At 71.8% G+C, this 26,418-nt stretch carries 24 protein-coding genes; 8 read left to right on the top strand and 16 right to left on the bottom strand.

Translation table 11 applies throughout. From position 1 onward, the window contains the following. The first annotated feature begins 2 nt into the window (after positions 1 to 2). Genes HUG12_RS17545 through HUG12_RS17535 form a run of 3 tightly spaced genes read left to right on the top strand, consistent with a single transcriptional unit; the run spans position 3 to position 3,147 of the window. Complete coding sequence (locus HUG12_RS17545) at positions 3 to 1,301, top strand: alkaline phosphatase family protein (protein ID WP_179270020.1); 1,299 nt, start codon at positions 3 to 5, stop codon at positions 1,299 to 1,301. After that, a complete protein-coding gene (locus HUG12_RS17540; RefSeq protein WP_179270019.1) occupies positions 1,286 to 2,605 on the top strand; it encodes a hypothetical protein in 1,320 nt (439 codons plus the stop codon). Before HUG12_RS17545 ends, HUG12_RS17540 begins: the two co-directional genes overlap by 16 nt. Beyond that, positions 2,602 to 3,147 (top strand): adenylyltransferase/cytidyltransferase family protein, encoded by a 546-nt coding sequence (locus tag HUG12_RS17535; RefSeq protein WP_179270018.1) that lies wholly within the window; start codon positions 2,602 to 2,604, stop codon positions 3,145 to 3,147. The genes HUG12_RS17540 and HUG12_RS17535 overlap by 4 nt, the downstream gene beginning before the upstream one ends. Before the next feature lie 53 nt (positions 3,148 to 3,200). On the opposite strand, the gene mutL is transcribed toward HUG12_RS17535, so the two are convergent. The 5 genes from mutL to HUG12_RS17510 all read right to left on the bottom strand — a co-directional run bounded on the left by mutL (position 3,201) and on the right by HUG12_RS17510 (position 12,052). Continuing rightward, positions 3,201 to 5,393 (bottom strand): DNA mismatch repair endonuclease MutL, encoded by a 2,193-nt coding sequence (mutL, locus tag HUG12_RS17530; RefSeq protein WP_179270017.1) that lies wholly within the window; start codon positions 5,391 to 5,393, stop codon positions 3,201 to 3,203. A gap of 380 nt (positions 5,394 to 5,773) precedes the next feature. Further along, a complete protein-coding gene (locus HUG12_RS17525; RefSeq protein ID WP_179270016.1) occupies positions 5,774 to 6,913 on the bottom strand; it encodes a Fic family protein in 1,140 nt (379 codons plus the stop codon). 168 nt (positions 6,914 to 7,081) lie between these two features. After that, complete coding sequence (gene mutS, locus HUG12_RS17520; protein WP_179270015.1) at positions 7,082 to 9,781, bottom strand: DNA mismatch repair protein MutS; 2,700 nt, start codon at positions 9,779 to 9,781, stop codon at positions 7,082 to 7,084. A gap of 121 nt (positions 9,782 to 9,902) precedes the next feature. Further along, positions 9,903 to 11,276 (bottom strand): PQQ-dependent sugar dehydrogenase, encoded by a 1,374-nt coding sequence (locus HUG12_RS17515; RefSeq protein WP_179270014.1) that lies wholly within the window; start codon positions 11,274 to 11,276, stop codon positions 9,903 to 9,905. Between the two features lie 74 nt (positions 11,277 to 11,350). Next, positions 11,351 to 12,052 carry a hypothetical protein gene (locus HUG12_RS17510; RefSeq protein WP_246308081.1) on the bottom strand — a complete coding sequence of 234 codons (702 nt, stop codon included), beginning with the start codon at positions 12,050 to 12,052 and terminating at the stop codon, positions 11,351 to 11,353. A 158-nt stretch (positions 12,053 to 12,210) separates the two neighbouring features. Between HUG12_RS17510 and HUG12_RS17505 the strand changes: the two genes are divergently transcribed. Next, the gene (locus HUG12_RS17505; protein WP_179270013.1) at positions 12,211 to 12,501 is read left to right on the top strand and encodes a DUF5779 family protein; all 291 of its coding nucleotides are present in this window, start codon (positions 12,211 to 12,213) and stop codon (positions 12,499 to 12,501) included. Positions 12,502 to 12,561: 60 nt separating this feature from the next. Here the strand turns inward: HUG12_RS17505 and aglM are convergent, their stop codons facing one another. Next, positions 12,562 to 13,860 carry a UDP-glucose 6-dehydrogenase AglM gene (gene aglM / locus HUG12_RS17500; protein ID WP_179270012.1) on the bottom strand — a complete coding sequence of 433 codons (1,299 nt, stop codon included), beginning with the start codon at positions 13,858 to 13,860 and terminating at the stop codon, positions 12,562 to 12,564. Between the two features lie 220 nt (positions 13,861 to 14,080). On the opposite strand from aglM, the gene HUG12_RS17495 reads away from it, so the two are divergent. Next, on the top strand, positions 14,081 to 14,515 hold the full coding sequence (locus HUG12_RS17495) for an ester cyclase (protein ID WP_179270011.1): 435 nt from the start codon (positions 14,081 to 14,083) through the stop codon (positions 14,513 to 14,515). 644 nt (positions 14,516 to 15,159) lie between these two features. On the opposite strand, the gene HUG12_RS17490 is transcribed toward HUG12_RS17495, so the two are convergent. Next, positions 15,160 to 15,900: a VOC family protein gene (locus HUG12_RS17490; RefSeq protein ID WP_179270010.1), complete on the bottom strand. Its 741-nt coding sequence runs from the start codon at positions 15,898 to 15,900 to the stop codon at positions 15,160 to 15,162. Positions 15,901 to 15,954: 54 nt separating this feature from the next. Between HUG12_RS17490 and HUG12_RS17485 the strand changes: the two genes are divergently transcribed. Beyond that, entirely contained in the window at positions 15,955 to 16,635 is a 681-nt protein-coding gene (locus HUG12_RS17485) for a hypothetical protein (protein WP_394354286.1), read from the top strand. Positions 16,636 to 16,738: 103 nt separating this feature from the next. Further along, positions 16,739 to 17,155, top strand: a complete 417-nt coding sequence (locus HUG12_RS17480) for an MPN domain-containing protein (RefSeq protein WP_179270009.1) — start codon at positions 16,739 to 16,741, stop codon at positions 17,153 to 17,155. Between the two features lie 10 nt (positions 17,156 to 17,165). On the opposite strand, the gene HUG12_RS17475 is transcribed toward HUG12_RS17480, so the two are convergent. Further along, entirely contained in the window at positions 17,166 to 17,375 is a 210-nt protein-coding gene (locus tag HUG12_RS17475) for a ribbon-helix-helix domain-containing protein (protein WP_179270008.1), read from the bottom strand. A 198-nt stretch (positions 17,376 to 17,573) separates the two neighbouring features. Between HUG12_RS17475 and HUG12_RS17470 the strand changes: the two genes are divergently transcribed. Beyond that, on the top strand, positions 17,574 to 17,900 hold the full coding sequence (locus tag HUG12_RS17470; RefSeq protein ID WP_179270007.1) for a hypothetical protein: 327 nt from the start codon (positions 17,574 to 17,576) through the stop codon (positions 17,898 to 17,900). Here HUG12_RS17470 and aglJ read toward each other — a convergent pair. From aglJ to HUG12_RS17430, 8 genes are all read right to left on the bottom strand, one after another. Further along, entirely contained in the window at positions 17,897 to 18,808 is a 912-nt protein-coding gene (gene aglJ, locus HUG12_RS17465) for an S-layer glycoprotein N-glycosyltransferase AglJ (RefSeq protein WP_179270006.1), read from the bottom strand. The two genes, HUG12_RS17470 and aglJ, sit on opposite strands and share 4 nt — an antisense overlap. An 87-nt stretch (positions 18,809 to 18,895) precedes the next feature. Continuing rightward, entirely contained in the window at positions 18,896 to 20,026 is a 1,131-nt protein-coding gene (locus HUG12_RS17460; RefSeq protein ID WP_179270005.1) for an arginase family protein, read from the bottom strand. A 102-nt stretch (positions 20,027 to 20,128) separates the two neighbouring features. Then, entirely contained in the window at positions 20,129 to 21,418 is a 1,290-nt protein-coding gene (locus tag HUG12_RS17455) for an ArgE/DapE family deacylase (protein WP_179270004.1), read from the bottom strand. A gap of 84 nt (positions 21,419 to 21,502) precedes the next feature. Then, positions 21,503 to 22,528: a branched-chain amino acid ABC transporter permease gene (locus HUG12_RS17450; RefSeq protein WP_179270003.1), complete on the bottom strand. Its 1,026-nt coding sequence runs from the start codon at positions 22,526 to 22,528 to the stop codon at positions 21,503 to 21,505. Further along, positions 22,525 to 23,400: a branched-chain amino acid ABC transporter permease gene (locus HUG12_RS17445; protein ID WP_179270002.1), complete on the bottom strand. Its 876-nt coding sequence runs from the start codon at positions 23,398 to 23,400 to the stop codon at positions 22,525 to 22,527. Before HUG12_RS17445 ends, HUG12_RS17450 begins: the two co-directional genes overlap by 4 nt. Positions 23,401 to 23,499: 99 nt before the next feature. Then, the gene (locus HUG12_RS17440) at positions 23,500 to 24,219 is read right to left on the bottom strand and encodes an ABC transporter ATP-binding protein (RefSeq protein ID WP_179270001.1); all 720 of its coding nucleotides are present in this window, start codon (positions 24,217 to 24,219) and stop codon (positions 23,500 to 23,502) included. A gap of 1 nt (position 24,220) precedes the next feature. Beyond that, positions 24,221 to 24,952 carry an ABC transporter ATP-binding protein gene (locus HUG12_RS17435; RefSeq protein WP_179270000.1) on the bottom strand — a complete coding sequence of 244 codons (732 nt, stop codon included), beginning with the start codon at positions 24,950 to 24,952 and terminating at the stop codon, positions 24,221 to 24,223. Then, positions 24,949 to 26,412: an amidase gene (locus HUG12_RS17430; RefSeq protein ID WP_179269999.1), complete on the bottom strand. Its 1,464-nt coding sequence runs from the start codon at positions 26,410 to 26,412 to the stop codon at positions 24,949 to 24,951. Before HUG12_RS17430 ends, HUG12_RS17435 begins: the two co-directional genes overlap by 4 nt. Positions 26,413 to 26,418 lie beyond the last annotated feature (6 nt).

The raw sequence follows: 26,418 nt of genomic DNA, 5'->3' as shown, positions 1-26,418 counted from the left end.
AGATGCGCGGGAAGGACCGACGGATCCTCCTGCTGCTGCTCGACGGCGCGGCCGACCGCCCGGCACCGGCCCTGGACGGGCAGACGCCCCTGGAGGCGGCCGACACGCCGAACCTCGACCGCCTGGCGGCCGCGGGCATCAACGGCCGGATGGACGTCTCGACGCCGGGGACGCCCCTGTCGAGCGACCGTGCCCACTCGATCCTGTTCGGCTACGACCTCGCGGAGGTGCCGGGTCGCGGCGTGCTGGAGGCGAGAGGATTCGGCCGCGACCCGACCCCGGGGAGAGTCGTCTGCTCGGCCTCCTTCGCGGAACTCGACGGCGGCCGCGTCGTCGACCGTCACCTCCCGGACGACGCCGCCGACTTCCCGGCGCTGGCCGAGCGCGAGGACGTCGCGCGCGTCGAGACGGCGGAGGCGACCGTCTCGTTCGAGTACACCTGGAAGAACCGCGGACTGGTGACCGTCGAATCGACGAACTCGCTCTCGTCCGACGTGACCGACGTGGACCCGTTCGCCACGGGCTTGCCCGTCCTCGCGGCCGAACCGCTCGCGGACGCCGCCGACCCCGACGCCGCCGAGCGAACCGCGTCTGCGCTCCGGACGTACACCCGTCGAACGCGCGAGGCGCTCGCCGACGCCGGCGAACCCCGCGACCGAACCGGGAGGTCACCCGCGGACGTGGTACTCTCCAAGTGGGCGGGCGCTCCGACCGAACCCGAGCCCTTCCACGAGCGACACGGCCTCGACGCGGCGAGTCTCACGCCGAAGCCGGTGCTGACCGGACTCGCGCGGACTCTCGGCATCGTCCACGAGGACCCGCCCGAGGGATACGACGCCCGGGCGGACGCCGCGCTCGCGGCCGTCGGGGCGCACGAGTTCGTCCACGTCCACTACCCCGAGCCGGACGAGACATCCCACTCGGCCGGCCCGGCGGCCAAGCGCGACGAACTCGAGGCCATCGACGCGTCGCTGGACCCGGTCGTCGAGCGCGCCCTCTCCGACCCGGGGCTCGTCACGGTCGTCACGGCCGACCACACGACCCCGAGCACCGAGGACGTGGTCCACTCGGGCGAGCCCGTGCCGCTGACGGTGGCGGCCGAGTCGGTCCGGACCGACGACGTGACCGCGACGGGCGAGCGCCCCGCCGCGAGGGGCGGACTGGGCCGCATTCGGGGACGCGACTTCCTCCGGATCGCACGGTCGGCGGCCGACCGGGTGCTGCTCGACGGCCTCCGGCGGTCGCCGCGAGTTCCCGACCACCCGACGCGGGAGGTTCGACCGCTATGGCCCGAGGAGTGAACCGCGAGGCCGCCGTGCGGTGCGGCTGTGCGGGCAAGACGCCGCTCGACCGGGTCGTGCTCCCCGCCCGCGAGCGCATCCGCTCCCGACTCTCGGACACGTCGGTGTCGCTCGGCCCCGACCGGGACGCCGCCCTGCTCCCGCGACACGACCGCATCGAGTCGGACGCCGAGGCGGTGGCCCTGAACGGTCGAGCGCCGACCGGGCCGACGGACGGCGGGGAGACGTGGAGCCTCGCCGCCGCGTTCGCCGGCGACCGACTCGCGGACCCCGAGCGGTTCTCCGAGGCGGTGGGCGAGGCGTACGCCGCCCTCGACGGCCGGCCGGTCACGGTCGGTAAGGGGCACGCAGTGCAGGTTCCGGGTGCCGACGACGGTGCGCTCTGGCTCGAACACCTCCGCCCGCGGGGGCCGCGACGCGACGGCGTGCTGGCGGCGAACGTCGACGCGATCCACGGTTTCCCCGGGCTGTCGCCCGCCGAGTCGCTTCGGATCGCGATCCTGAACGCCTGCAACGACCTCCACGCCGTCGGCGCCGTCGCCGACCGCGAGGTCCGACCGCTCGTCGCCGCACCGCGCCGTGAACTACCCGCGGACGCCTCCGTGGCGACGTGGGCGGCGGACTCGGTTCCGGTGGACGCGACGGCGCTTCCGCCGGCGACCGTCGAACACGACGGCGAGGGGTGGCTGTTCGGCGCGAGCGTCCGCGCGGTCGCGCTGCGTGCGCCGGCTACCCCCTCGCTCGAACCCGGGTTCGGGGTCCTGCTCACGCGCCCGCTCGGCGGGCTGGCGCTCTACGCCCACGGCGTGGCATCCGACGACGGGGAGTTTCGCGAGCGCGGACTCGAACGGCTTCGGACCGACACGCGACCGATCGCGGAGGCGCTGGCACCGTTCCGACCCGATCCCGGCGAGCCGTTCGACCCCGACCGCCACGTCGCCCGCGTCACGGACGTGTCCGGCGAGGGGGTCGCGGGCATCGGGCGGGTCGTCGCCGACGCCGGGCGGTCCCTGCGGGTCGAGGCGCTTCCGCCGCTCCCCGGCGTCGACGAGATCGCGGACGCGTGGACCGTGCCGGACGTCACCGTCGAGACGAACGGCCCGCTGGCGGTCGTCGCGAGGCCCGGCGTCCTCGATCGGGTGGCCGACCGACTGGGCGAGATACCGGGTTCCCGACCGAGGCGACTCGGGACGATCGCCAGGGACGGCCCGCGGCTGTCCGCCGCACCGGGGTGCGAGGCCGCCCGGTACGTCGAGCGCGCGGCGCGGTGGGACGGGGAGCCCGGGGAGCGTGATTCCGCGTGACTCGGAGGACCGTCGGACACGTCCACGGGCGCTTCCAGCCGTTCCACGGGGGCCACCTCGCGTACCTCCGGTGGGCGGCCGGCGAGTGCGACGAACTGCTCGTCGGGGTGACGAACGCCGATCCCTCGCACGTCCGCGACGAGTCGGCCGACCCGGAGCGCAGCGAGCCCCGGAACAACCCCTTCCGGTACCACGAGCGCGACCGGACGGTCCGGGCGGCCGTCGCCGACGCCGACCTCGGCGTTCCAGTTCGCGTGCTCCCGTTCCCGGTGAACCGGCCCGAACTCTGGGAGCACTACGCGCCCGCCGACGCGGTCCACTTCCTCAGGGTGCTGGAGGACTGGCACGAGGTGAAGGCAGACCGCCTGCGCGAGCACGGACGGGAGGTGCGGACGGTCCGCGCCGAGCGAACCGTGAGCGGGACCGCGATCCGCCGGCGGATGGCCGCGGGCGACGACTCCTGGCGGGAGGACGTGCCGGACGCGGTCGTCGCCGTGCTCGACGACGTCGGAGGGCCCGCTCGCGTGCGGGAACTGTGGTGAGGCGAACGGCGTGAGGGGAGTCGTGAGGGGAACGACTCCCCTTCGGCGGTCGGCTACTCCTCGCGTCGACCGGCGTGCCCGGGGTAGTCCCGCTCGAAGCGGTCCTCGATCTCGCCGCGTCCGAACTCCACGAGCACCGGCCGCCCGTGGGGGCAGGCGTAGGGGTTCTCGCAGCCGTCGAGCGCCGAGAGCAGGTCCGCCACCGAGCCCTCGGTGAGCGAGGTGTTTCCGGTGACCGAGGGGTAGCACGCCAGGTCCGCGAGCAGGGCGTCGGCCACCTCCGCGACTGGCCGGTCGTCCGCGGCGACCTCGTCGGCGAAGGCCGCGAGCACGTCCCGCAGGAGGTCCGGATCGAGCGTCGCGTCGAAGACGGCCGGGACGGCGGTGACGGCGACGGTCCGATCGCCGGCGCGCTCGGCCGCGAACCCGACCTCCAGTAACGCGTCCCTGAAGGTCCCGAACAGCTCCGCCTCCCGCGCGGTCAGTTCGAGTTCGACCTGGCGCGCGAGCGTCTGTGCGGGCGCGTCGCGCCGCGCGGCCGCCCGGAGGCGCTCGTAGTTCACCCGCTCGTCGGCGGCGTGCTGGTCGACGAGCACCAGCCCCTCGTCGGTCTCGCAGACGACGTAGGTCCCCCCGTACTGTCCCAGCACCCGCATCGACGGCAGGGAGTCGTGTTCGGTCCGCTCGTCCGTGGTACCGCCGGCGAGCGTCGACTGCCGGGGAGTAGACCGGGGCGGGCCGTCGTCCCGGGCGCCCTCGTCGGCCCCCTCCTGCCACCCGCGCGGCGAGGGGCGTCCGCTCCACGGCGCGTCGTGGGTCGGCCGACGGACCGGGTGGTCCGTGGGTCGGTCGGTCGCCTCGGGTTCGGTCGGGTCCTCCGGCGAGTCGGCGGGCGAATCCGCCGCCGATTCGCCCGCCGGCCCGGTCGCCCCGGAGGTGCCCCCCTCGTCGGCCGTCCGGTCCGCTTCGGCGTCGGCCTCGGGTTCTGAAGCGGAGGACCCTCCCCACGCGTCGAGCACCGACGCCGTCGTGTCCGGTTCCTCGCCGTCGCCCGCGTCGTCCGCGTCGACCCCCTCGTCGGCCCGCGCGTCCGCGGCCGCCCGTTCGTGCTCGGTTCCCGCGCCGCCGACGACCTCCGGGTCGACCGTGGCCTCGTCGGGCGCCGAGCGCCCCCGGGGGGCGGAGCTTCGGAGCAGCCCGTGATCCAGCAGGGCCTCCCGAACGGCCTCGTGGACCGACCCCACCACGCCGGCGTCGTCGTCGAACCGGACCTCCGTCTTGCGCGGGTGGACGTTCACGTCGACGGCGTCGGCGGGGACGTCGACGAAGAGGGCGGCGAACGGGTAGCGGTCGGGTGCCAGCTGGCCGCCGTAGGCGTCGACGACCGCGCCGCGGAGGTCGCTCTCGCGCACCCACCGGCCGTTCACGAACGTCGTGAGGTACTCCCGGCCCGCGCGGGTCGTCTCGGGGTGCGAGACGAGCCCCGAGACGGAGACGGTTCCCTCGCCGCCCTCGTTCGAATCACCGCTTGCTTCCGCGCCACGGTCCACGTCCACCATCGACTCCGCGACCTCGCGGCCGTACACCGCGAGCACGGCCGAGCGCAGGTGCCCGTCGCCGTTCGAGGCGAACACCTCGCGGCCGCCGTGCTCCAGCGAGACGGCCACGTCGGGGTTGGCGAGCGCGTACGCCGAGACGACCGCGTTGATCCGGTCGAACTCCGTCGCGGGCGTCCCGAGGAACTTCCGGCGTGCCGGGGTCTCGCCGAACAGGTCCCGGACCTCGACGGTCGTCCCGACGGGGCAGCCGGCCGGTTCGACCGTCCCCTCGTCGCCGTGGTTCACGGTCAACTCCGCGCCCGCGTCGGCCGCTGGCGGGCGCGAGCGAACGGTCAACTCCGCCACGGCGCCGACGGTGTGGAGCGCCTCGCCGCGGAAGCCGAGGGTGGCGACGCCCGAGTCGAGGTCGTCGACGCCGCCGAGTTTGCTCGTCGCGTGCTTCGCGACTGCCTTCGGGAGCTGCTCGGGGGGCATCCCCGCCCCGTCGTCCCTCACGCGGACGCCGTCGATGCCGCCGTTCTCCACGGCGACGGCGACCCTGTCGGCGCCGGCGTCGAGCGCGTTCTCGACGAGTTCCTTCACGACCGAGGCCGGGCGCTCGACCACCTCGCCGGCGGCTATTTCGCGGACGGTCTGGTCGTCGAGCGATCGGATCTCGTCCGCGGTCCGGTTCGTGCGGTCGCTCATCGGTCGCCTCCTGCGTCGGGGGTGTGGCTCCGACCGCGACTGCTCATTGTCAGTACCGTGGCGGGTGGTCCCTATGAATCCAGTGTTGCAGGTTCGGGGAACGATCGGTCGGCTCGGATTCGAACGGCGTGGCGTCGGCCGAGAACGGCTCGAAATCGCTCATGCGGTGTTCGGTGCGTGAGCCGTGGAGTAGGCCCCGAAAGCCCCCACGGGGCTCGGGTCGGTGCGGCCGCCGTGCTCCTCGCGCTCACTTCGGTCGCGCTGTGGTGCTTGTCGGTCCGCGCCGTCGTCCAGCGCCACGGGGCTTTCGAGCTGTTCCGAATCCACGTCTCTATGTTCAGACTGACAGCGAACCTACGATCGATGCACCAACAGAACCCTCACGAACTCAGTACCGACAGGATCTCGGGCGCCTCGTACACCCTGTTCCGCTGTTTGCCGGTCGTCTCCGCGACGATCCCCGCGGACTCCAGCGAGTCGATCGCGTCGTAGACCGACGGCTTCGACCGGCCGGTCGCCTCGACGGCCCGCGGTCCCGTCAGGTACGGCTGTTCGAACAGGTAGTCCACCAGCTCCCGGGTCGTCGCCGACCCGGGGAACTGCGCCCGGTACTCCGCCCGCAGTTCCTTCAGCCGGACGCCGCAGTCGTGGGCGTCGATCGCCTGCTCGGCGACCGCGTTCAGCACGAACGTGATCCAGTCGTCCCACGCGCCCTCCGTGCTCACCGCGAGGAGCCGCTCGCGGTACCCCTGCCCGAACTGCCTGAAGTACGCGCTGAGATAGAGGTACGGCCCCGGGAGCAGCCCCGCGTCGTACAGCTGGAGCATGATGAGCAGCCGGCCGAGCCGGCCGTTGCCGTCCCGGAACGGGTGGATCGCCTCGAACTGGTAGTGACACAGCGCGGCGTCGACGAGGGCCGGGTACTCCCCCCGGCGCGCGTACGAGAACAGCTGTTCGAGCAGCAGTTCCACCAGGTCCGGTTTCGCGGGGATGAACGTCGCCGACTCCGGGTCGCTCCCGCGCGCCCCGATGTAGACGGGCACGTCGCGGAGTTCGCCCGGCCGGTCCTCCTCGCCCCGGACGCCGCCCAGCAGGACCTCGTGCAGGTCGCGGACGAGGTCGACGTCGATGGACTCGCCGGCGTCGAGTCGGGCGAACCCCTGCTTCACGGCGTCGACGTAGTTGTACGCCTCGCGCACGTCGGTCCCCTCCGCGGCCGAGCGCGCCGGCGTCGCGCCGACCTCGTGCTGGTAGATGTCCGAGATGGTGACGTTCGTCCCCTCGACCTGCGAGCTCATCGCGGCCTCGCGGTGGACGAACGGCGCGATGAGGAGGTTTGGGTTGTCCAGGTCGCGATGGAGCGTCGCCAGTCTGCCAAGCGCGTACTGGGCGTCGCCGTACACCCGGAGCAGGTCGTCGCCGTGCTCCAGGTCCGGCGGCAGGCTCGGCGGCCGGTAGCACGGCAGCCCGTCGTGGTCGTCGACGCTGCCCGGGCCGTCCGCGAAGTCCGCTGGATCCATGGCTAACGTGGACCGGGTCGAACGCCACGCAAGTTAACCTAACGATTCTTTCCCTAACTACTGGTATGGAATAGACGCGTCAGGTCGGAGCATCCGGGAAAAGTTAACTATGTGCCGTGGTTGCCGGCCTGTAGTTAGGCCAGGCTCCCACCTCGTCCCGGCCGCCGTTCATCCCGCCCCGTCGAGGCGCTCGCGCCACTCCTGGACCTTCGCCATCAGTTCGACCGGGGGCACCTCGTTCACGTCCGTCCCCCGCAGTTCCTCCAGCACCGACTTCGTGGAGGGGTCGAGCGGTTCGGAGTCGCCGCCGTCGGCGCTCGCGGACCCCCGGAACTGACCGCTCCCGAGGTCGAAGACGGTCTGTCTCGTCCCGTCGCGACCGTCCTCGCCGCCCGTCGAGCCGGACTCCGAGCCGCGCGCCTCGATGGCCTTCTCCTCGCGGAGGCGGTCCAGCACCTCGGCCGAGCGGTCGACGACCGGGTCGGGGACGCCGGCGAGGTCCGCGACGTGGACCCCGTAGGAGCGGTCGGTCGGGCCCTCGCGGACCCGCCGGAGGAACGTCACGTCGCCGTCCCGCTCCTCGGCGGCGACGTGGACGTTCCCGACGCGCGGGAGGTGCTCCGCGAGCGCGGTGAGTTCGTGGTAGTGGGTCGCGAACAGCGTCTTCGCGCGGACCTCGTTGTGGAGGTACTCGGTGGCGGCCCAGGCGATGGAGATGCCGTCGTAGGTCGCCGTGCCGCGCCCCACCTCGTCGAGGATGACCAGCGAGTCCTCGGTGGCGGAGTGGAGGATGTTCGAGAGCTCCTGCATCTCGACCATGAACGTGGAGCGGCCCCCCGCGAGCTCGTCCAGCGCGCCGACCCTGGTGAACACGCCGTCCACGAGCGGGACGCGCGCGGCGTCCGCGGGCACGAAGCTCCCCATCTGCGCGAGCAGCACGACGAGCGCGCACTGGCGCATGTACGTCGACTTCCCGCTCATGTTCGGCCCGGTGACGATGAGGAAGCCCCGTTCGCGGTCCGCGTGCCCGCTGGCACGTTCCGGACTGGCAGCTGAAGCCGCCCCGTCCATCCGGAGGTCGTTCGGGACGAAGTCGGTGGTCCGTTCGACCACCGGGTGCCGGCCCGCCTCGATGGCGAGTTCGCCGCCGTTCGAGAGGTCGGGCCGCACCCAGTCGTTCGCCGCCGCGTGCTCGGCCAGCGAGGCCAGCACGTCGAGTTCCGCGAGTGCCCGGCCCACGTCCTGGAGGAGTTCGGCCCGCTCGGCGACGCGGTCGCGAAGCCCCTGGAACAGGTCGTACTCCAGTTCCCCGCGGGCCTCCTCCAGCCGCAGGACCGTCCGCTCCCGGTCCTCCAGTTCGTCGGTGACGAACCGCTTCGAGTTCTTCAGCGTCTTGATCTCCCGGTAGTGGTCGGGCACCTCGTCGGCGACCGACCGGCCGACCTGGACGTAGTAGCCGTCGGTGGCGTTCCGGTCGACCGTGACGTGCGAGAGGCCGTGCTGGCGCTTCTCCCGCTCGGCGAGCGTGTCGAGCCAGCGCTCGGCCTCCTCGTACTCCCCGACGAGTTCGTCCAGCTCCTCGTCGTGGCCCCGCGCGATGATCCCTCCCTCGGTGACGGTCCCCGGCGGGTCGGTCGCGAGCGCGTCGTCGAGGTCGTCGTGGAGGCCGCGCGCGGCCGACTGGTCCGGCCGAGCGAGGGCGTCGGCGACCGGCGAGTCCGCGAGTTCCGTCCCCTCGATGGCGGACGCCAGCCGGGGGAGGCGAGCGAGCGCGTCCCGGACGGCCGCGAGGTCGCGCGGATCGGCGCTCCCGCTCGTCGCGCGCGCGGCGAGTCGTTCGAGGTCCGCCGTCCCGTCGAGCACGTCGAGGAGGCGATCCCGGGCGAGCGCCGCGGAGGCGAACGCCGCGACCGCGTCGTGACGGCGTTCGAGTTCGGCGCGGTCGCGGCGGGGCCGGGTGACCCACTCGCGGAGCAGGCGAGACCCCGCCGCGGTCTCGGTGTGGTCGAGCGTCTCGAGCAGGGTGCCCTCGCGCTCGCCCTTCATCGTCTCGACCAGTTCGAGGTTGCGCTGGGTCGTCGCGTCGAGCGCGACGCGGCCGCCGGGGTCGAGGGTGCCGAGGCGCGTCATCGACGCGAGCACGCCGGCCCCGGTCTCGTCCACGTAGTGGAGCACCGCGCCGGCGGCGGCGACGGCCGCGTCCGCGTCGAGGCCGACCGTCTCGAGCGTCTCCCGGCCGAACTGCTCGCGCAGGCGGTGGCGCGCCCGGCCGGGCGCGAACGCCTCCGCTTCGTGGAGCGTCAGGGTCGCGTCGGCGTCCTCCCGGAACGCGGCGAGCAGGTCGTCGTCCCCGCGGACGCCGGGACCGGGGAGGACCTCGACGGGCGCGAACCGGTGGAGTTCCGCGCGGACGTCGTCGGCCGACTCGACCGCCGCGGCGCGGAAGCGGCCGGTCGTCACCTCGGCGAAGGCGACGCCGTACCCGCCGTCGGCTTCCTCGACGCCCGCGAGGTAGCGGGCGGCCGAGCCGTCCGGGTCGACGACCGTGCCCGGCGAGACGACGCGCTCGATCTCGCGGGCGTGGCCGCCGTCGGTTTCGTACTGTTCGGCGACGGCGACGCGGTAGCCGCGCTCGACGAGCGCCTTCAGGTACGGGGTGAGCTCCGAGAGGGGGACGCCCGCCATCGGGTACGAGGAGCCGTGGGAGGACTTCTGGGAGACCTTGAGGTCGAGTTCCTCGGCGACCAGTTCCGCGTCCTCGGCGAAGAACTCGTAGAAGTCGCCACACTGCATCGCGAGCACGTCGGCGTCGGTGTCCGCCTTCAGCGAGAGGAACTCGCCGACGATCCCGCCGGGCTCGTTCGACATGGTTGTGAGTGGGGCCGGGGGTCCGTAAAACGCTACGGGTTGGGCGGCCGAACCGGACCGACCCCGCCGCCGGACCCGACCCGCCGGGTCGACCTCCCGGCTACGCGTCGGGGGCGTCTGGCTATCCGTCGGGGGTCAGCCGATACACGCCGCCGCCGTCCTCGCCCCTCCCGAGCGCGTACACCTCGCCTTCGCCGTCGCGGCCGAACGACAGGAGGCGTTCGAGGGCGTCGTCGCCGTCCCCGCCGAGCGGGACGACGTCCGTCGACCAGGAGCCGTCGCCCTCGGCTCGGGTCGAGACGAACAGCCGGCCATCCGCCTCGAGGTCGCCGAAGACGTATCGCCCCCGGAGCCCCGGAATCGCCGCGCCGCGGTAGACGTGGCCGCCGATGACCGAGACGCCGCTGACGTCATCCCCCGAGTGGGGGTACTCGACGATGGGGTCGATGAGCGACTCGCCGCCCCTGACGTCGGACGGCGTCTCGTCCGGGCAGTCGTCGGCCTCGAAACAGTGGGTCCCCTCCTTCACGTTCCACCCGTAGTTGCCGCCGCGTTCGAGCAGGTTCACCTCCTCGTACTCGTCCTGGCCCACGTCGGCGACGAAGCAGTCCCCGTCGTCGAACGAGAGCCGCCACGGGTTCCTGAGCCCCCAGGCGTACTGCTCGTCGAACCCTTCCCGGCCCACGAGCGGGTTGTCGTCGGGGACGGCGTACCCCTTCCCGTCCGCGCGACCGTCGACGTCGATGCGGAGGACGCCCCCCAGCAGGTTCCCGGTCACGTCCTGGCCGTTCCCGCCCTCGACGGGGTCGTACCAGTCCTCGACGTGTCCCTCTCCCTGGTCGTCGCTCCCGCCGCCGTCGCCGACCCCGACGTAGAGGTAGCCGTCCGGCCCGAACGCGACGGAGCCGGCGTTGTGGTTCGGCTGGGGCTGGGGGATCTCGAGGACCGTCCGCTCGCCCTCGAGCGGGGCCCGCGTGCCGTCCTCGGTCGCGGTGAACTCCGCGAGCACGAACGTGTGGCTGTACGAGGACGGCGTCCCCTCGCGCACCGGGGCGCTGTACCGGACGAACAGCCGCCGGTTCCCCGCAAACCCCGGGTGGAGTGCGAGCCCGAGCAACCCCTTCTCGCCGCCCGCCTCGACCGCGTCGCCGAGGTCGAGGAACGGCTCGTCGCGGAGCGTCCCCGACTCGTGGACGAGGATCCGGCCGGGCTGGTCCACGACGTATCGACGGTCCGCATCGGGCGCGAACGCCACGTCCACCGGTGCCTCCAGGCCGGTGGCCAGCCGTTCGAGCGCGACCGACTCCGGGAGCGGCGCGGGCCGGCCGGCCCCGCTCTCCTCGTCCTCGTCCGTCGCGGTCGTCGGCGTCGACCCGGTCGAGGGGGCCCCGGTCGTCCCCGACGCCGGATTCGAAACGCCGCTGCAGCCCGTCAGACCGACCAGTCCGCCGGCGAGCGCCGATTCGAGCAGCCGTCTGCGGGTGGTGGGGGACATCGACGACAGTACGCACGCCGGACGGAAATACGTGGACGTCGACCCGTCGGCCGTGGAACGGGTCGGCGCCGCCCTCAGAGCCGGAACAGGAGGCGCGCGAGCCGCGTTCGGACGCCGGCGAACCGGGCCTCCTCGGGCGCGAACGCGACGACCGTCGACCGGTCGACGTCCGCGTCGGCATCGGTCCAGCGGACCTCGGCCCCGCCGTTCGCCGCCCCGTCGTACTCGCCCTCGACGGCGGTGTTCGGGGGGCCCCGGAGCGTGAGTTCGTCGGCGCCCGGATACGCCGGCCCCGGGCCGCCCATGGCGAACGGCATCGTGGGGCCGGTCGCGTGGAACCCGGTGAACAGGAGGACGCCGGCCTCGCGCTCGGCGTCGTCGTCCGTCCGGTAGGAGACGACGAGCGTGTCGCCCTCCATCCGACTCCTCACGGCGTCCGGGTCCGCGAGGGTCCCGTGTCGGGCGTCCGCGACGACGGCCTCGCGGACCGAATTGTCTCGGAGGGCGTCCGCTCCCTCGGCGAGCGCGACGCGGGCCGTCCAGGCCGCGGAGCCGTTCCCGTCGACCCGGATCGTCATCTCCGAGGAGGCGCGCTCGAGCGCGACGCCGCGGTCGCCGGCAGCGTCGTCGAGCGCGTCCGTACACACTCCGCAGGCGGCCTGGGGCGGAGCGCGGGCGTCGACTGCGGCCGGGACCGCGAGGACGCCGACGAGGAGGGCGCCGACGACGAAGAGGAGGGCGATGGCGACGCGGGGTACTTCGGTGGAGGGTGGCACGCGTGTGGGCTCACGGTCACCCGGCAAGTACCTTTCCACGGTGGGGCCGAGAACGGTCAGGCCCGACGTGGACGACCTGGCGACCGGTCCCCGCCGGACCTCCCGACGCCGTCCCGCGACGACCGAACGCTTTTGGCCGGTCACTCCGAGGGGCGGGTATGAGCGAGTTCGGCCTCGACCTCCAGGGTGCGGAGGAACTGCTCGACGAGGAGGTCGCGGGCGAGGTCGTCCTCGGGGTGCTCGACGGCACCACCGACCCGACCGTCTGGATCAGGAACGTCGAGTACGGCAACGTGCTCGTGCTGGCGGTGACGGGCGACCTGAACGAACTCGCCGCCGGGTTCGCCCGCGAGGTGAACGACATGGGCGGGGAGCTCTCGCACTTCCGGGGCTTCCTCGTCGTCACCCCGCCGAACGTCCCGATCAACACCGATCGGCTCGGAAGCTGATCTCCCCCCGACGCCCGCTGGAACCCGACCTGTCCCCCGCTCACCCGTCGATTTCGGCGTTCACCAGGTCAGGCCCTCGTAGGTGATCCCCTCCCGGCGCTCGACGACCCGCCGGCCGTCGACGACGATCGGGTCGGCCATCGCGTCGAACTCCCCGTCGAGGTCCGCGAACTCCGGCCAGTCCGTGACGACGACGGCGCCGCTCGCCCCCTCGAGCGCCGCCGCCGCCGACTCGGCGTACTCGATCCCGGGGAAGCGCTCGCGCATGTTCCCGGCCGCGACGGGGTCGTACGCGACGACCTCCGCCCCCCGCTCCCGGAGTCCCTCGACGGTCGGGACGGCGCGGGAGTTGCGGACGTCGTCGGTGCCGGGCTTGAACGCGAGGCCGAGCACTGCGACGCGCTCGCCGGCCACGTCGACGTGGCGGTCGAGCAGCGAGAGCAACCGTTCGGGCTGGCGGTCGTTGATCGACACCGCGGCCGCGAGGAGCTCCGGCTCGTACCCCTTCGCCCGCGCGGCGGCGATGATGGCGGCGACGTCCTTCGGGAAGCAGGAGCCGCCCCAGCCGACGCCGCTGCGGAGGAACGGGGCGCCGATGCGGTGGTCGAGCCCGATGGCGTCGGTCACCTCGTAGGCGTCGACGCCGTACTCCTTGCAGACGTTCCCCAGGTCGTTCGCCAGCGACACCTTCGCCGCGAGGAACGCGTTGTTGGCGTACTTGATCATCTCCGCCTCGCGCGTCCCGGTCTCCACGACCGGCACCTCGTGGTCGAGAGCCTCGCGGAGGGGGTCGTACGCCTCGTGGAGCGCGGCGTAGGCCTCGACGTCCCCGTCCGCGCCGAGGACGATCTTGTCGGGGTCGAGGAAGTCCCCCACGGCGGAGCCCTCGCGCTGGAACTCGGGGTTCATCCCGACGTGGAGGTCCTCGCCGACGGTCATCCCGGCCGCGTCCGCGACCGCGGGCGCCACGAGATCGGCCGTCGTCCCCGGGATCACCGTGCTCTTCACGACCACCGCGTGCTCGTCGGTCCCGGCGAGCGCCTCGCCGAGCATCCCCGCCGCCGCTTCCACGACGGAGGTGTCGATGCTCCCGTCGTCGTTGGAGGGCGTCTGGACGGCGAGGAACGTCAGGTCGGTGTCCGGGACGGCGTCGTAGTCGGTCGTCGCCCGGAGGCGCTCGCCGGCGTTCGCAGCGACGAGTTCGTCGAGCCCCGGTTCGTGGAGCGGCGGCCGCCCGTCCTCGATGGCTTCGACGCGCTCCTCGTCGACGTCGACGGCGACGACGTCGTGGCCCAGATCCGCGAAGCAGGCCGCGACGCTCGCCCCGACGTAGCCGCAGCCGATGACGCTGACGTCCATTGGGGGTGGCTATCGCCCGGTGGGTAATCGGTCTTCCGCCATCGGTCGGATCGATCGTCGGATCGACTCGGACTGCACGTGAATCTCCGTGGGATGAGATTCGGCCAACCCACGGCCGGCCGCCGACACGGTGATTCGTCGTTTCCGAACCCGTCTCCCCGCGAACACGTCGCTCACTATCTTATGTCCTCGCGGAACCTACTGATGGTTGGTGACAGATATGGTAGTCACGACCACGAGAGAGGAGAACGCGCGACTCGCCCGCCGCTTTCCGGAAGACGTAGCGACGGAGGGGCGGATCGACGTCATCGACGAGATCTGCGCCGAGGACGTCGTCGACCACAGCCCGTTCGGGGAGGCGCGGGGCCGCGAAGCCCTCACGGAACGGATCGAATCCCTTCGCACTGCATTCGGGGGGTTCTCGGCGACCGTCGAGGACGTCGTCTCCGAGGGGGACACCGTCGCGATGCGGGTGACCCTGCGGGGGATCCACGAGGGCGAATTCATGGGCGTCGAGCCGACCGGCCGGGAGTTCGAGGTCGGAAACATGGTCTTCACCCGCATCGACGGCGGGAAGATCGTCGAACGGTGGGTCCAGCCAGATACGCTCGGGTTGCTGCAGCAACTCGGGGCCGTCGACCGACCCGGAACGTGATCCGACCCACCGTTCTTTCGGTGTGAACGGGAGAACGCCCTGCCGGTTGCACCGATCCGGTGAGTACGTACCTTCTCTGAGGAAGCGTCAGAACGTTCTACTACGGAAGTACTAGGAACCGGTTGCTGGACACAGAGGCTGAATTCGGGGGTTCGGGGTGATCAGAGCAAGGAGGTAACGGACCGTACCGACCGGACGTGCCCCGTGAACGATGCGCGTGATAGTTATGTCGGTGGTAGTCGTAGCTCTCGCACCCAACGGAGCGATCCACCTGTGACATGCAGTAACTGCGGGGAGGAGGAGTACCCGGTCGAACAGTATCACGTTCACCTTTCCACGGGCCAGGCCCTCGAGATGGATCTCTGCGAGGGATGTCGCTACAAGTTCGTCACCGCTGACTGGGTCGAGTTCGTGATTTAGCCGCTCGGCACTGATGGATACGCGGGATCGGTGTGGCTCTTCCCGGGAGCGATCCTCCGCGGGATGCTCGGTACGCATTCAGCACGGGTCCGAGAACATGTTTCCCTCGACGTAATACGCGATGGTCGATTCGGGACCTACGGAACGGTCGATTCGAACGAACCGACCCGATCGGGACCGGAGCTCCGCGAGCCGACGGACCGCCGGTTCGAACGCGACCTCACTCAGGCCGGAATCAGCACGAGGTGGTGGCCGTCGGGGTCGTACAGTTCGACCCTGCCGTCCTCGCGCTCCAGCGTCCGGACCGACGGTAGGTCGCCGAACGCCCGCTCTGCGGCGGCGGCCGGGTCGGCCACCCGGATACCCAGGTCGACGTGCACGCCCCCGCGGGCGCCCGCGAGGCCGAGTTGCGGCTCCCAGAGTTCCAGGTCGAACGGCCGGGGGCCGTCGCCCGTGGCGTCGTCCCCCTCCACGTCCGGCGCCGCCGGCCCGCGGAGCCGCACGCGTCGCCGCTCGACGCCGCGGTCGACCGGTTCGAATCCCAGCGCGCGGTAGGACCGTTCGGCCGCGTCGACGTTCGCGACCTCGAGGACCACCTCGAACACGCCGACGATCCCCTCGCCCCCGTCCGCCAGTCCGCCGATCTCGGCGCAGTGGCCGTCCTCGTCGAAGGGGTACACCGACCGGAACGAGCCGAACTCGACCTCCTCGGCGTCTGGAAAGCGCGCCCGCCAGGCGTCGTACTCCGATCCCGGCGTCTCGAAGGCGAAGTGGACGTGGAGGCCGCCGCGGGGAACCGAGTCCGGCCGCCGGCAGACGAGGTCCGTCCCGCCGACGTCGAACGCCAGTTCCGTCCCGTTTCGACGTCCGGGCGTCAGCCCGAGCCGATCCGCGTAGAAGCGGGCGGCCCGGTCGAGATCACACACCTCCAGCGCCAGGTGTGCGAGCGCGGGGGTCCGGTTCACCCGTGGAGGTCCGCGGCGATGGCACTTAAGCCCGCGGCGACCGACTGCGCGCCCATGCCGATGAAAGCGTCCGACGAGCCCGACCTGACCGCGGTGGACCGGTTCGACGGCGGCGTCGGCTGGCTCGCCCACCCCGAGGAGTCGATGCGACGGGCGAGCCACGCGCTCTCGGTCGAGGGCGACGTGTGGGTCCTGGACCCGGTCGACGCGCCCGGCGTCGACGATCTGCTCGCGGACCTGGACGGGGAGGTCGCGGGGACGGTCGTCTGTCTGGACCGCCACCGGCGCGACGCCGTCGCGGTGGCGACCCGCCACGACGTCCCCGTGTACGTCCCGGACTGGATGACGGGCGTCGCCGCGGACCTCGACGCGCCCGTCCGGCGCTTCGGGCGGGAACTCGGCGGGCTGGAGGCGTTCCGGGTCCGTGACGCGTCGTTCCCGCCGTGGCAGGAGGTGGGGCTCGTCGACGAGCGGTCGGGGACGCTGTACGTGCCCGAGGCCGTCGGCACCTCGCCGTACTTCCTCGCGCGGGGGGAACGGCTCGGCGTCCACCCGATGCTCCGATTGACGCCCCCGCGCGCCACGCTGGGCGGTCGATCCCCCGACCGGGTGCTCGTGGGCCACGGCGTCGGCGTCCACGAGGGTGCGACCGGGGCCCTGGAGACGGCGCTCCGCGGGGCGCGGACGAACGCGCCGGGGCTGTACCTGCGGACCCTCCGGTCGCTGCTCGGCTGATCCGGGTTCGGGGACCCCGCGGTCCGTCCGTTCCGCCACGGGGAGGAACCTACGTCGGCCGACGGCCGGCGGATTCATTGGTCAGCCCGTCCACAGGTGGTCCGTGGTACTCCTCACGCGCGGGTTGCTGACGGTGTTGCTGGAGCGGGCGTCCGCGGAGGACCCCGAACCGGTGAACGTGCTGCTCGATACGACGCCCGCCGGCGAACTGGGCGGGGACACGGGCGGCGCCGACCCGGAGACGCCCGTGCTCACGCACTTTTACCTCCCGGAGGCCGGCGGGTCGGTCCGCGCCGTCTTCGGGATGGATCTCGGGACGCCCACGGGGCGCGCACGGTTCGTCTCCCACACCGACGGCGATCCGGCGCTCACCGAGGCGGACGACCTCGCCGGCGCGGTGCTCGTCGCCGTGCCCCCCTACGAGGAGGGGGACGTGTACGCCTACGACCGGCGCGGGCGGGGCGTCGACCTCGCGATCGTCGACGCCGAACCGCCCGAGGAACGCCTCGGGGAGCCTTGACCCGGCCGAGCTACTCCAGGTAGCCCAGATCCCGAAGCTGGTCGGTGATCTCGTCGAACTCGGCCTCCGTCAGCGTCCCCTGCTTCTGGTGCTGGATGACGATGCTGCGCAGCAGGAACCGGACCAGGTCGCTCGTCGAGGAGAAGCTGGTCCCCTCGATGGTCTGTTCGACCCGCTCGGCGAGGTCCTTCGGGATGGAGACGGTGGTGTACTCGGTCATACCGTCCGGTGGGGGCGACGCCGGCATAAGCGCGGCGCCCGACGTGACCGTCTCGGCGGTTCGGCGCGGTCGCCTCGTCGGTCCGGCGTGGCTGCCACTCCGGTCCGGTTCCCCGTCGGTCGGATCGATCGCCCCGATCCCGCTCCCCGCGTCGCGTCGCCCCGGCGTTTTAGTTCCCGGGGGGCAAAGCCGTCGGTGATGGCCATCAGACCGCCGCAGGGGAACTCCGGGAGTCCGGACGCCGTCGAGTTCGGCATCGCGGCGCTGAACGCCCGACTCGACGAGGCAGGCGTGACGTTCCCGGCGACGACCGAGGAGGTGCTCGCCGCGGTGGACGAGACGGCGGTCCCGTACGACGCGTCGGGCAACACGCTCGAACTGGAGGAGGCGATCGCGAACCTCCCGCAGGACCGGTTCGGGAGCGAGTCGGAACTGCTCGACCAGTTGCACCCGGTGTTCGAGGCGCGGCGCGAGCGGGCCGCGAACTCCGTGATCGGTCGGATCCGGGCGCTGTTGCCGTTCTAATCGTCGTTCTCGATGCGGTCGAGCGTCTCCCGGTGGAGCGTCACGATCAGGTCCGAGAGCACGCCGAAGATGAGCAACTGGACGCCGAAGATGAGCGAGACGCCCGAGACCACCGCGAGCACCTCGTGGGGAACGCCGTTCACGAACCAGTCGTAGGCGACGAAGGCCGCGACGGCCACGCCGAACAGGCCGGTGAGCATCCCCGCGCTGCCGAAGTAGAACAGCGGGTTGGAGGTCTTCGCCTGCCGGTAGATGGCCATGAGGATGATGCCGCCGTCCTTCACGGGGTGGAGGTTCGTGTTCGACCCGTTCGGCCGCGGGAGGTACGTGACGGGGACGACCGCCGTCGGGACGCCGTGGCGCGCACACTCGACCGACAGCTCCGTCTCGATGCCAAACCCGTCCGCCGAGAGCGCCAGCCGCCGGAAGGAGTCGCGGGTGAACGCGCGGTAGCCCGAGAGGATGTCGCCGAAGTCCTCGCGGTGGATCAGGCCGAAGAGCCAGTTGAACGCCCGGTTGCCGACCCGGTTAAACGCCGTCATCGCGTCCTCGTGCATGTTCGCGAAGCGGTCGCCGACGACGTGTTCGGCCCGCCCCTCGAAGAGGGGTTCGAGCATCGCGTCGGCGTCCTCCGGGCGGTACGTGCCGTCGGCGTCGGCCATGAGGACGAACTCGGTGTCGACGCGCTCGCGGACCGCCTCGCGGATCGCCTGGCCCTTCCCCCTGCCCGACTGGATCATCACGCGCGCGCCGGCCGCCTCGGCGCGGGCCCTCGTCCCGTCGGTCGACTCGCCGTCCACGACGAGGACCCGCTCGAAGCCGTGTTCCCGGAAGTCGGCCACGACGTCGCCGACGGTCTCGGCCTCGTCGTAGGCCGGGAGGAGGACGGTGACGGCGTCCCTGTTCATCACCCGTTCGGTGAGATGGATGGGGGTTAACACCTTCGGGACGACTCCGAGGCGGACGTGTCCGTCCCCGCCCCGGTTACCGGGTCGTCACTCGAGGTTCCAGTACGTCCGATGGTGGTCGACTGCCTCGTCCAGCCAGGCGTCGACGAGTTCGGTCGGCTCGTCGAGCCAGGCGAACGGGTCGTCGGTACCGAACTGCTCCAGTTCGACCCGGCGGTCGAGGAGCCCCTCGAACACGCCGAGCGTCGCGAACGACAGGTGCGACTGCTGGTAGCCGCCCTCCTGGACGAGCGCGAGGCGGCCGTCCGCGGTCCCGTCGGCGAGGCGGCGCACGTGCTCGCCGAGCCGCAGGAAGCCGTCGCGGGTGGCGAGGTTTCGCGCATTCGGGTCCGCGGCGCCGGCGTCCTGGCCGGCGCTCACGAGGACGAGGTCGGGGTCGTACTCCCGGACGACGGGGTTCACGACGCGCTCGAAGAGGGCGTCGTAGCCCCGGTCGCCCGTCCCCGGCGGGAGCGGGACGTTCACGGTGTAGCCCTCGCCGGCGCCGTTGCCGACCTCCCCGAGCGAGCCCTCCTGCGGGTGGTACTCGGGGTGCCAGGAGCCGTGGTCCGCGTGGGCGCTCACGAAGAGCACGTCCTCGCGGCCGTAGAACGCCTCCTGCGTGCCGTTGCCGTGGTGGACGTCCCAGTCGACGATGGCGACGCTGTCGGCTCCCCGGGAGAGCGCCTCCTCGGCGGCGATGGCGACGTTGTTGAGGAAGCAGAACCCGTCGGCGCGGTCCGGCTGGGCGTGGTGGCCGCTGGGGCGACACAGCGCGTACGGGACCGAATCCCCGTCGTCGAGCGCCGCCCGCGCGGCGGCCATCGCCGCACCCGCGGCCACCCGGGCGGCGTCGAACGTGGCCTCGTTCGCCCCCGTCGTCGTGTCCTCGATGCGTCCGCCGCCGTCCGCGCAGAACGCCTCGAGCCAGTCGAGGTACTCCGGGTCGTGGACCCGTTCGAGTTCCTCGCGCGTGGCGCGTTCCGGCGACTCGTACCCCGTGGCCTCGGTAAACGCGTGATCGAGCATCGCTTTGATGTTCTCCACGCGCTCCCGGCGGTCCGGGTGGCGCTCCTCGCCCGCGACGATGGGCGAGGCGGGGTACTTGTACGTCCCCGCGGGCGGTTCGTGGTCGAGCATGCGGTCGTGCCAGAAGACGGTGATCTCGTCGTCGGTCATGGTCGTGTCTGTCGGCGGCGTGGTCTCAGTCGTTTCGGTGGGCGGTCGGGTCGGCGGTCCCCGCGGCCCGGCGGTTCGGCCGGGCCCGAACCGGGAGCCGGTTCAGTCGTCGATCCCGCAGTACTCGATGGCGATCCCCGCGATGGCCTTCGACGTCTCCAGCAGCGACGTGAGCGTGGTGTGCTCGTCGGCGCCGTGCAGGCCCGACCCGGTCGGGCCGACCGACACGGCGTCGACGTCGTAGTAGAGTTCGAAGAACCGCTCGTCGAGCCCCGCGTTCCCGCCGACGAACGAGCCGGTCCGCCCGGCTACCTCCTCGGAGACGCGCGACGCGACCGTCGCGATCTCGCAGTCGGGGTCGACCTCGTGGGGTTCGGCCTGCCAGCCGAACCACTCCACCTCGGGCGGGTGGTCGGCCAGCCACTCGTCCTCGGCCGCAGCGTCGGCCACGGCGTCCTCGATCTGCGCCCGCACCTCCGCGCGGCTCTCGCCGGGCGGCCAGCCGATGCGGCCCTCCATGAACGTCTCGCTCGGCAGCGTCGAGGGCCAGTCGCCCGCCTCGATCGTGCCGACGTTGAGGTTCGTCACGTTCCCCTCGAGGTCGGGTTCCCCCCGATAGGCGGGCGGGTAGTCGATGCTGGCCTTCCGCTCGTCGTCGAGCCGTTCGAGCGCCCGGTACACGGTGGCCGCGTTGCCGATGGCGTTGACGCCCTGGTGGCCCCACGCCGCGTGGACGCTCTTCCCGGGAACGCGGACCCGGAAGTACATCACGCCGGCGCTGGCGACGCCGACGTTCGGGAGCGCGAACGGCTCCGCGATGACCGCCGCGTCGGGGACGTAGCCGCGCTCGAGGACGGACAGTGCCCCGCCGACGCCGCCGTCCTCCTCCTCGATCGTGCTCTGGAAGAGGAGATCGCCCCCGAGGTCGATCCCCGCCTCGTCCAGCGCCTCCACGGCGATCAGGACCGCGGCGAGGCCGCCCTTCATGTCGGCGACGCCGCGCCCGTACAGGGTGTCGCCCTCGCGGGTCACCGTCCACGGCTCCCGCTCCCACTCGGCTTCGGTGACGTCGACCACGTCGACGTGGCCGCCGACGGTGAGCGTCGGCCCGTCGCCGCCCTCGCGGCGCGCGACGACGTTCGGCCGGTCATCGTAGCCGTACTCCGCGTACGACGACGTCTCGAAGTGCCCCTCGTGGCCGGCCAGCGACTCGGCCGAGGGCTCCCAGACGTCGGGTTCGAGCCCGAGCGATTCGAGCTTGTCGACCACGACGGCCTGTCCCGGCTCCTCGGTCCCGGTCACCGTCTTCGCCTCGACGAGGTCGGTGACGAGGTCGACGAGGTCGTCCCGCTTCGATTCGATCGCGTTCCCGACGGTCTCAGTTGCGTCCATTGGTTTCGGTGGTGCGTCCGCGCGTCGTCGTTCGTCCGTCGATGCCCCGCGAGGGTCCGCCCGCCCTCGGTCCGCCGGCGACCGTCATCGACCGATCGCCTCCCTGATCCGCTCGCGGACGGGGACGTCGCCGCCGGCGAGGCGCTCCCGGACGTCGAAGTCGCTGTCGGCGATCCCGTCCGGGAAGTAGAGGGTGACGACGACGAGCATCGCCCCCCAGACGACGAGCCGCATCTCGCCGTAGTCGCGCAGGAGTTCGTTGAGGCCGAAGACGACGACGACGCCGAACACCCCGCCGCTGAGGGTCCGGAGGCCGCCGATGATGCCCATCGCCATGAACTCGATCATCCGCTCGATCTCGAGCATCGGCGGCGAGATGATGAGGATGCTGTACGCCTGCAGCGCCCCGGCGACGCCGGCGATCGACGAGCCGACGACGAAGCCGATCAGCTTGTGCCGGGAGACGTCGTTCCCGAGCATCCGCGCGGCGTCGGGCGACTCGCGGATGGCCCGGGCGACGAGCCCGAATCGGTTCACGAGGAGCACGTACATCACGAGCATGAGCGCCGCGACGACGAACAGGACGAAGTAGTACATCGCGACGCTGTCGCCGTCGAACAGATGCGGGAACCCGGTGTAGCCGGTCGGTCCGCCGGTGATCTCGCGCAGGAGGATGGTCGCGCGGTAGATGATCTCCGCGTACGCGAGCGTGACCATGCCGACGTACGCCCCCGAGAGCCGCAACACCGGGTAGGCGATGGGGAGGCTGAACAGCCCCGCGACGACGCCGCCCAGCAGGATGGAGGCGATCGGGTTCACGCCCGCCTCCGCCACGAGCAGCACCGCGGCGTAGGCGCCGACGCCGTACAGCGCGGCGTGCGCGAAGGTGAACATGCCGAAGTAGCCCGCGACGAAGATCCAGCTGCCGACGACGAGTATCGCGACGAACAGCTGCATGACGATGTCCAGGGCGTACGCCGTCAGCGCGAGCGGGGCGAGAAGCGCGAGCGCGGTGCCGACCGCGAGCAGGCGCCCGTTCCTGCCCCGCGCGTCCTCGAGGAGCCGTTTGCGGGCACGCCCGAGCGACCGGCCGAGCGTCGAGCCGGTCATCCGTCGAGCCACCCCCCGATGCCGTCGGGGTTGACGACCAGGACCCCCACCATGATCGCGAACAGTACCATCATCGCCGTCTCGCTTGCGATCCAGATCATGCTGATACTCCTGACGACTGCCAGTCCCAGCGCGGCGACGAGCGTCCCGCGGACGCTCCCGAGCCCGCCGACCATCACCACGATGAACGCGAGCAGGAACGGGTACCACCCCACGGAGGGGTAGACCGAGAACATCGGTGCCAACAGCACGCCCGCGAGCCCCGCGAGCGCCGCGCTGGCTCCGAACGTGATCGAGTAGACGCGCTTCGGTCGCACGCCCATGAGAAGCGCCGTGTCGCTGTCCTGCGACACCGCCCTGATCGCGAGCCCGAGCTTCGTCCCGGTGATGACCAGGAACAACAGCCCGAGCGCGACCAGGGAGATGACGAAGATGACGAGCCGCTGGGCGCTGATCGTCAGGCCCGCGACGTTCCAGACGACGTCGGTGAGAAGCGGGAACGACTTCCGCTGGGAGCCGACCCCCACGAGGATGGCGTTCTCGAGGAAGATGGCGAGCCCGAGCGTCACGACCATCGACGCGATGTCGAACTCCTCGCGATCGCGCATCGGCTCCAGCAACGAGTGCTCGATGACGTACCCGAGCGCGAACACGACGACGACGGCCAGCACCGACGCGAGGAGGACGCTTCCCGTCGCCCCCAGCGTGTAGTAGCCGACGAACCCGCCGACCATGAACATCGCGCCGTGGGAGAAGTTGAGCACCCGGGCGACCCCCCAGATGAGCGTGAGCCCGATGGCGATGAGCGCGAGTTGCCCGCCGAAGAACAGCCCGTTGACGAACTGCTGGGCGAGCAGTTCGAGGCTAACCATGGCGGCCCTCCACCCGGCAGGCGACCGGGCGTGACGTCACGGTCCGCTGGCGGTTCGCCGGTCGAAGGGGTCGCCGGGCCCGGTCGCTCTCGTCCCGGGTCATCGGTGGCGCTCCCCGATGTACATCTCCATGATGTCGCTCTCGTCCCGGAGCTGTTCGGTATCGCCCTCGTACTCGAGACGCCCCTGATCCAGGACGTACACGTGGTCCGCGATCTCGAGCACGGCCCTGACGTTCTGTTCGACGATGACCATGTCCTCCCCCCGTTCCTTCAGCATCTCCACCTGTTCGAACACGTCGGCGACCAGGTCGGGCGCGAGGCCGGCGCTCGGTTCGTCGAGCAGCAGGATGTCCGGGTCGGGCACGAGCGCCCGCCCGAACGCGACCATCATCTGCTGGCCGCCGCTCAACTGGCCAGCACGCTGGTCGCGTCGCTCCTCCAGCACGGGGAACATCTCGTACACCTGCTCGTATCGCCGCTCGAGCACCTCCTGGTCGTCGATGAGGTACCCCCCGATCCGGAGGTTCTCCTTCACGGTCATCTCCGGGAACACGTTGCCGTCCTGGGGCAACATCACGACCCCCCGCTCTAGCACCTCGCGCGGGTGGCTGTTCGTCACCTCCTCGTCGCGGACGGTGACGGACCCGTCCCACACGTCGACCAGCCCGTAGATCGCCTTGAGCGTGGTAGACTTCCCGGAGCCGTTCGGACCGATGATGCAGTTCACGCGGTCGGGTTCGATGCGCATCGACAGGTCGTACAGGACCTGGTTCTCGTCGTATCCGGTGTCCACGTCGGTCAGTTCGATCAGGCTCATCTCAGGTTCCCCCCAGGTACGCGTCCCGGACGCGCTCGTCGGCGCGAACTTCCTCGAACGTGCCCGTCATGATGTTCCGACCGGCGTTCATCACGACGACCCGTTCGCACAGTTCCTCGATGACGGACATGTCGTGCTCGATGACGAGGATGGCGGTCCCCCCGGCGTTGATGCGTTTGATGTCCTCCATGATCTCGTCCATGAGCGCGGGGTTCACCCCCGCGGCGGGTTCGTCCAGGAGCACCAGGTCCGGATCGAGCATGAGCACGCGCGCGAGTTCCAGCAGCTTCTTCTGACCGCCGCTGATCTCGTCCGCGCGGTTCTCGGCCACGTGATCCAGGCTCAGCTCCGCGAGCAGCGTGCGGATGCGCTCCTCCCGCTCGGCCGGGCCGTAGGGGACGTTCGGGACGAGCATGTTCTCGTACACGCTCAGCCGGCCGAACGGCTTCGAGATCTGGAAGGTGCGGCCGACCCCCCGCCGCGAGAGCTCGTTCGGCCGCTCGCCCGTCACGTCCTCGCCGTTGAACCGAATCATCCCCCCGGACGGCAGGAGGAACCCCGTGACGAGGTTGAGCGTCGTCGTCTTCCCGGCGCCGTTCGGGCCGATCAGCCCGACGAGCTCGCCCGACCCGATCGACAGGTCGAGACCGTCGACCGCCGTGATGCCGCCGAAGGACTTCGTGAGCCCGTCCGTGACGAGCACGTCCCCGGTCGTGGCCCCCTCGTCGGTCATGCTCCCCCCTCCAGCCCCGCGGGCGGGTACGACCCGATCCACGGGAGCTCGCGCTCGACGGCGGCACAGGCGGCGACGACCGTCCGGTCGTCGAGCCGGTCGCCGACGAGTTGCATCCCGACGGGCAGCCCGTCGTCGAAGCCCACGGGGATCGATCCCGCGGGGTTGCCGCTGAGGTTGAGCGGCCAGGTGAGCGTCCAGCCGTGCATCGGGTGGACCGGCTCCCCGTCTACGGTCGGGTCGGTCGTCCCCAGTTCGGGGGCGGTCCGGGAGAGCGTCGGCGTCGCGAGCACGTCGACCCCCTCCAGCCCGCGCTGGACCGTCTCGTACACCGCGGTCCGGCGTCGCCTCGCCGCCGCCATCGTCCCCGCGTCGAGGTCGAGGCCCGCTTCGATGCGCGAGACGACCTCCGGCGTGATCTCCCGGTCCGCGTCGAGCAGGTCCACGCTCGCCGTCCGTTTGAGGTTCTCGTACAGCCCCACGTACCGCTGCTGGAGGATCCACTCCAGCGCATCGTGGCGATCGTCCCACGAGTCCGCGAAGGAGAGGTCGAGTTCGGTCACGGTCGCGCCCGCGGCCGAGAGCGCGTCGAGCGCGTCCTCGACCGCGTCGCGGACCGCGGGGTCGACCTGGAACCCGCCGAACGTCGGCGAGTAGCCGATCGTCAGGTCCGAGACCGGCGCGTCCAGCGCGTCGAGGTACGACCCCTCCGGCGCGGGGAGGCCGTACGGTTCACCGACGTCGGGGCCGGCCATCACGTCGAGCATGAGCGCGGCGTCGCCGACCGTCCGCGCGATGGGTCCCAGGAACGTGTACGGCAGGACGTTCTCGAAGGCGTCCGGCCGGTCGGGGCCGTCGGGGACGCGACCGAAGTCGGGGAGGAGTCCGAAGACGCCGCAGGCGCTCGACGGGATCCGGATCGAGCCGGCGGCGTCCGAGCCGAGCGCGAGCGGGACGAGCCCCGCCGCGACCGCCGCGGCGCTGCCGCCCGAGGAGCCGCCGGTCGTCCGGTCGAGGTCCCACGGGTTGGCCGACGCGCCGAACAGGGGGTTGTCCGTGACGGTCTTGCGGCCGAACTCCGGCGTGTTCGTCTTCCCGACGACGACGGCGCCCGCCTCGCGGAGTCGGGCGACGACCGTGTCGTCCTCCTCGGGGACGTTATCGGCGAACGCGGTCGAGCCGAACGTCGTCCGGACCCCGCGGGTGCGGTTGAGGTCCTTGATGGCGACCGGCACGCCGTGGAGCGGGCCGAGGTCGTCGCCGCGTTCGACCGCCCGCTCGGCCTCCGCCGCGGCCTCGCGGGCCGACTCCGCCGAGACGGTGACGAGCGCGTTGAGGTCGGGGTTGAACCGCTCGATGCGGTCGAGGTACGTCTCCACCACGTCGACGGGCGAGAGCTCCCCGGTCCGAACCCCGTCGGCGATCGAGCGCGCCGACGCGTATGGAACGCCGCCGGTCACCGTCCC

The organism is Halorarum salinum, from assembly GCF_013402875.1.
Lineage (GTDB): Archaea > Halobacteriota > Halobacteria > Halobacteriales > Haloferacaceae > Halorarum > Halorarum salinum.
Note: the sequence above shows the minus strand (reverse complement) of the source record. Positions and strands in the feature narration are given on the sequence as shown.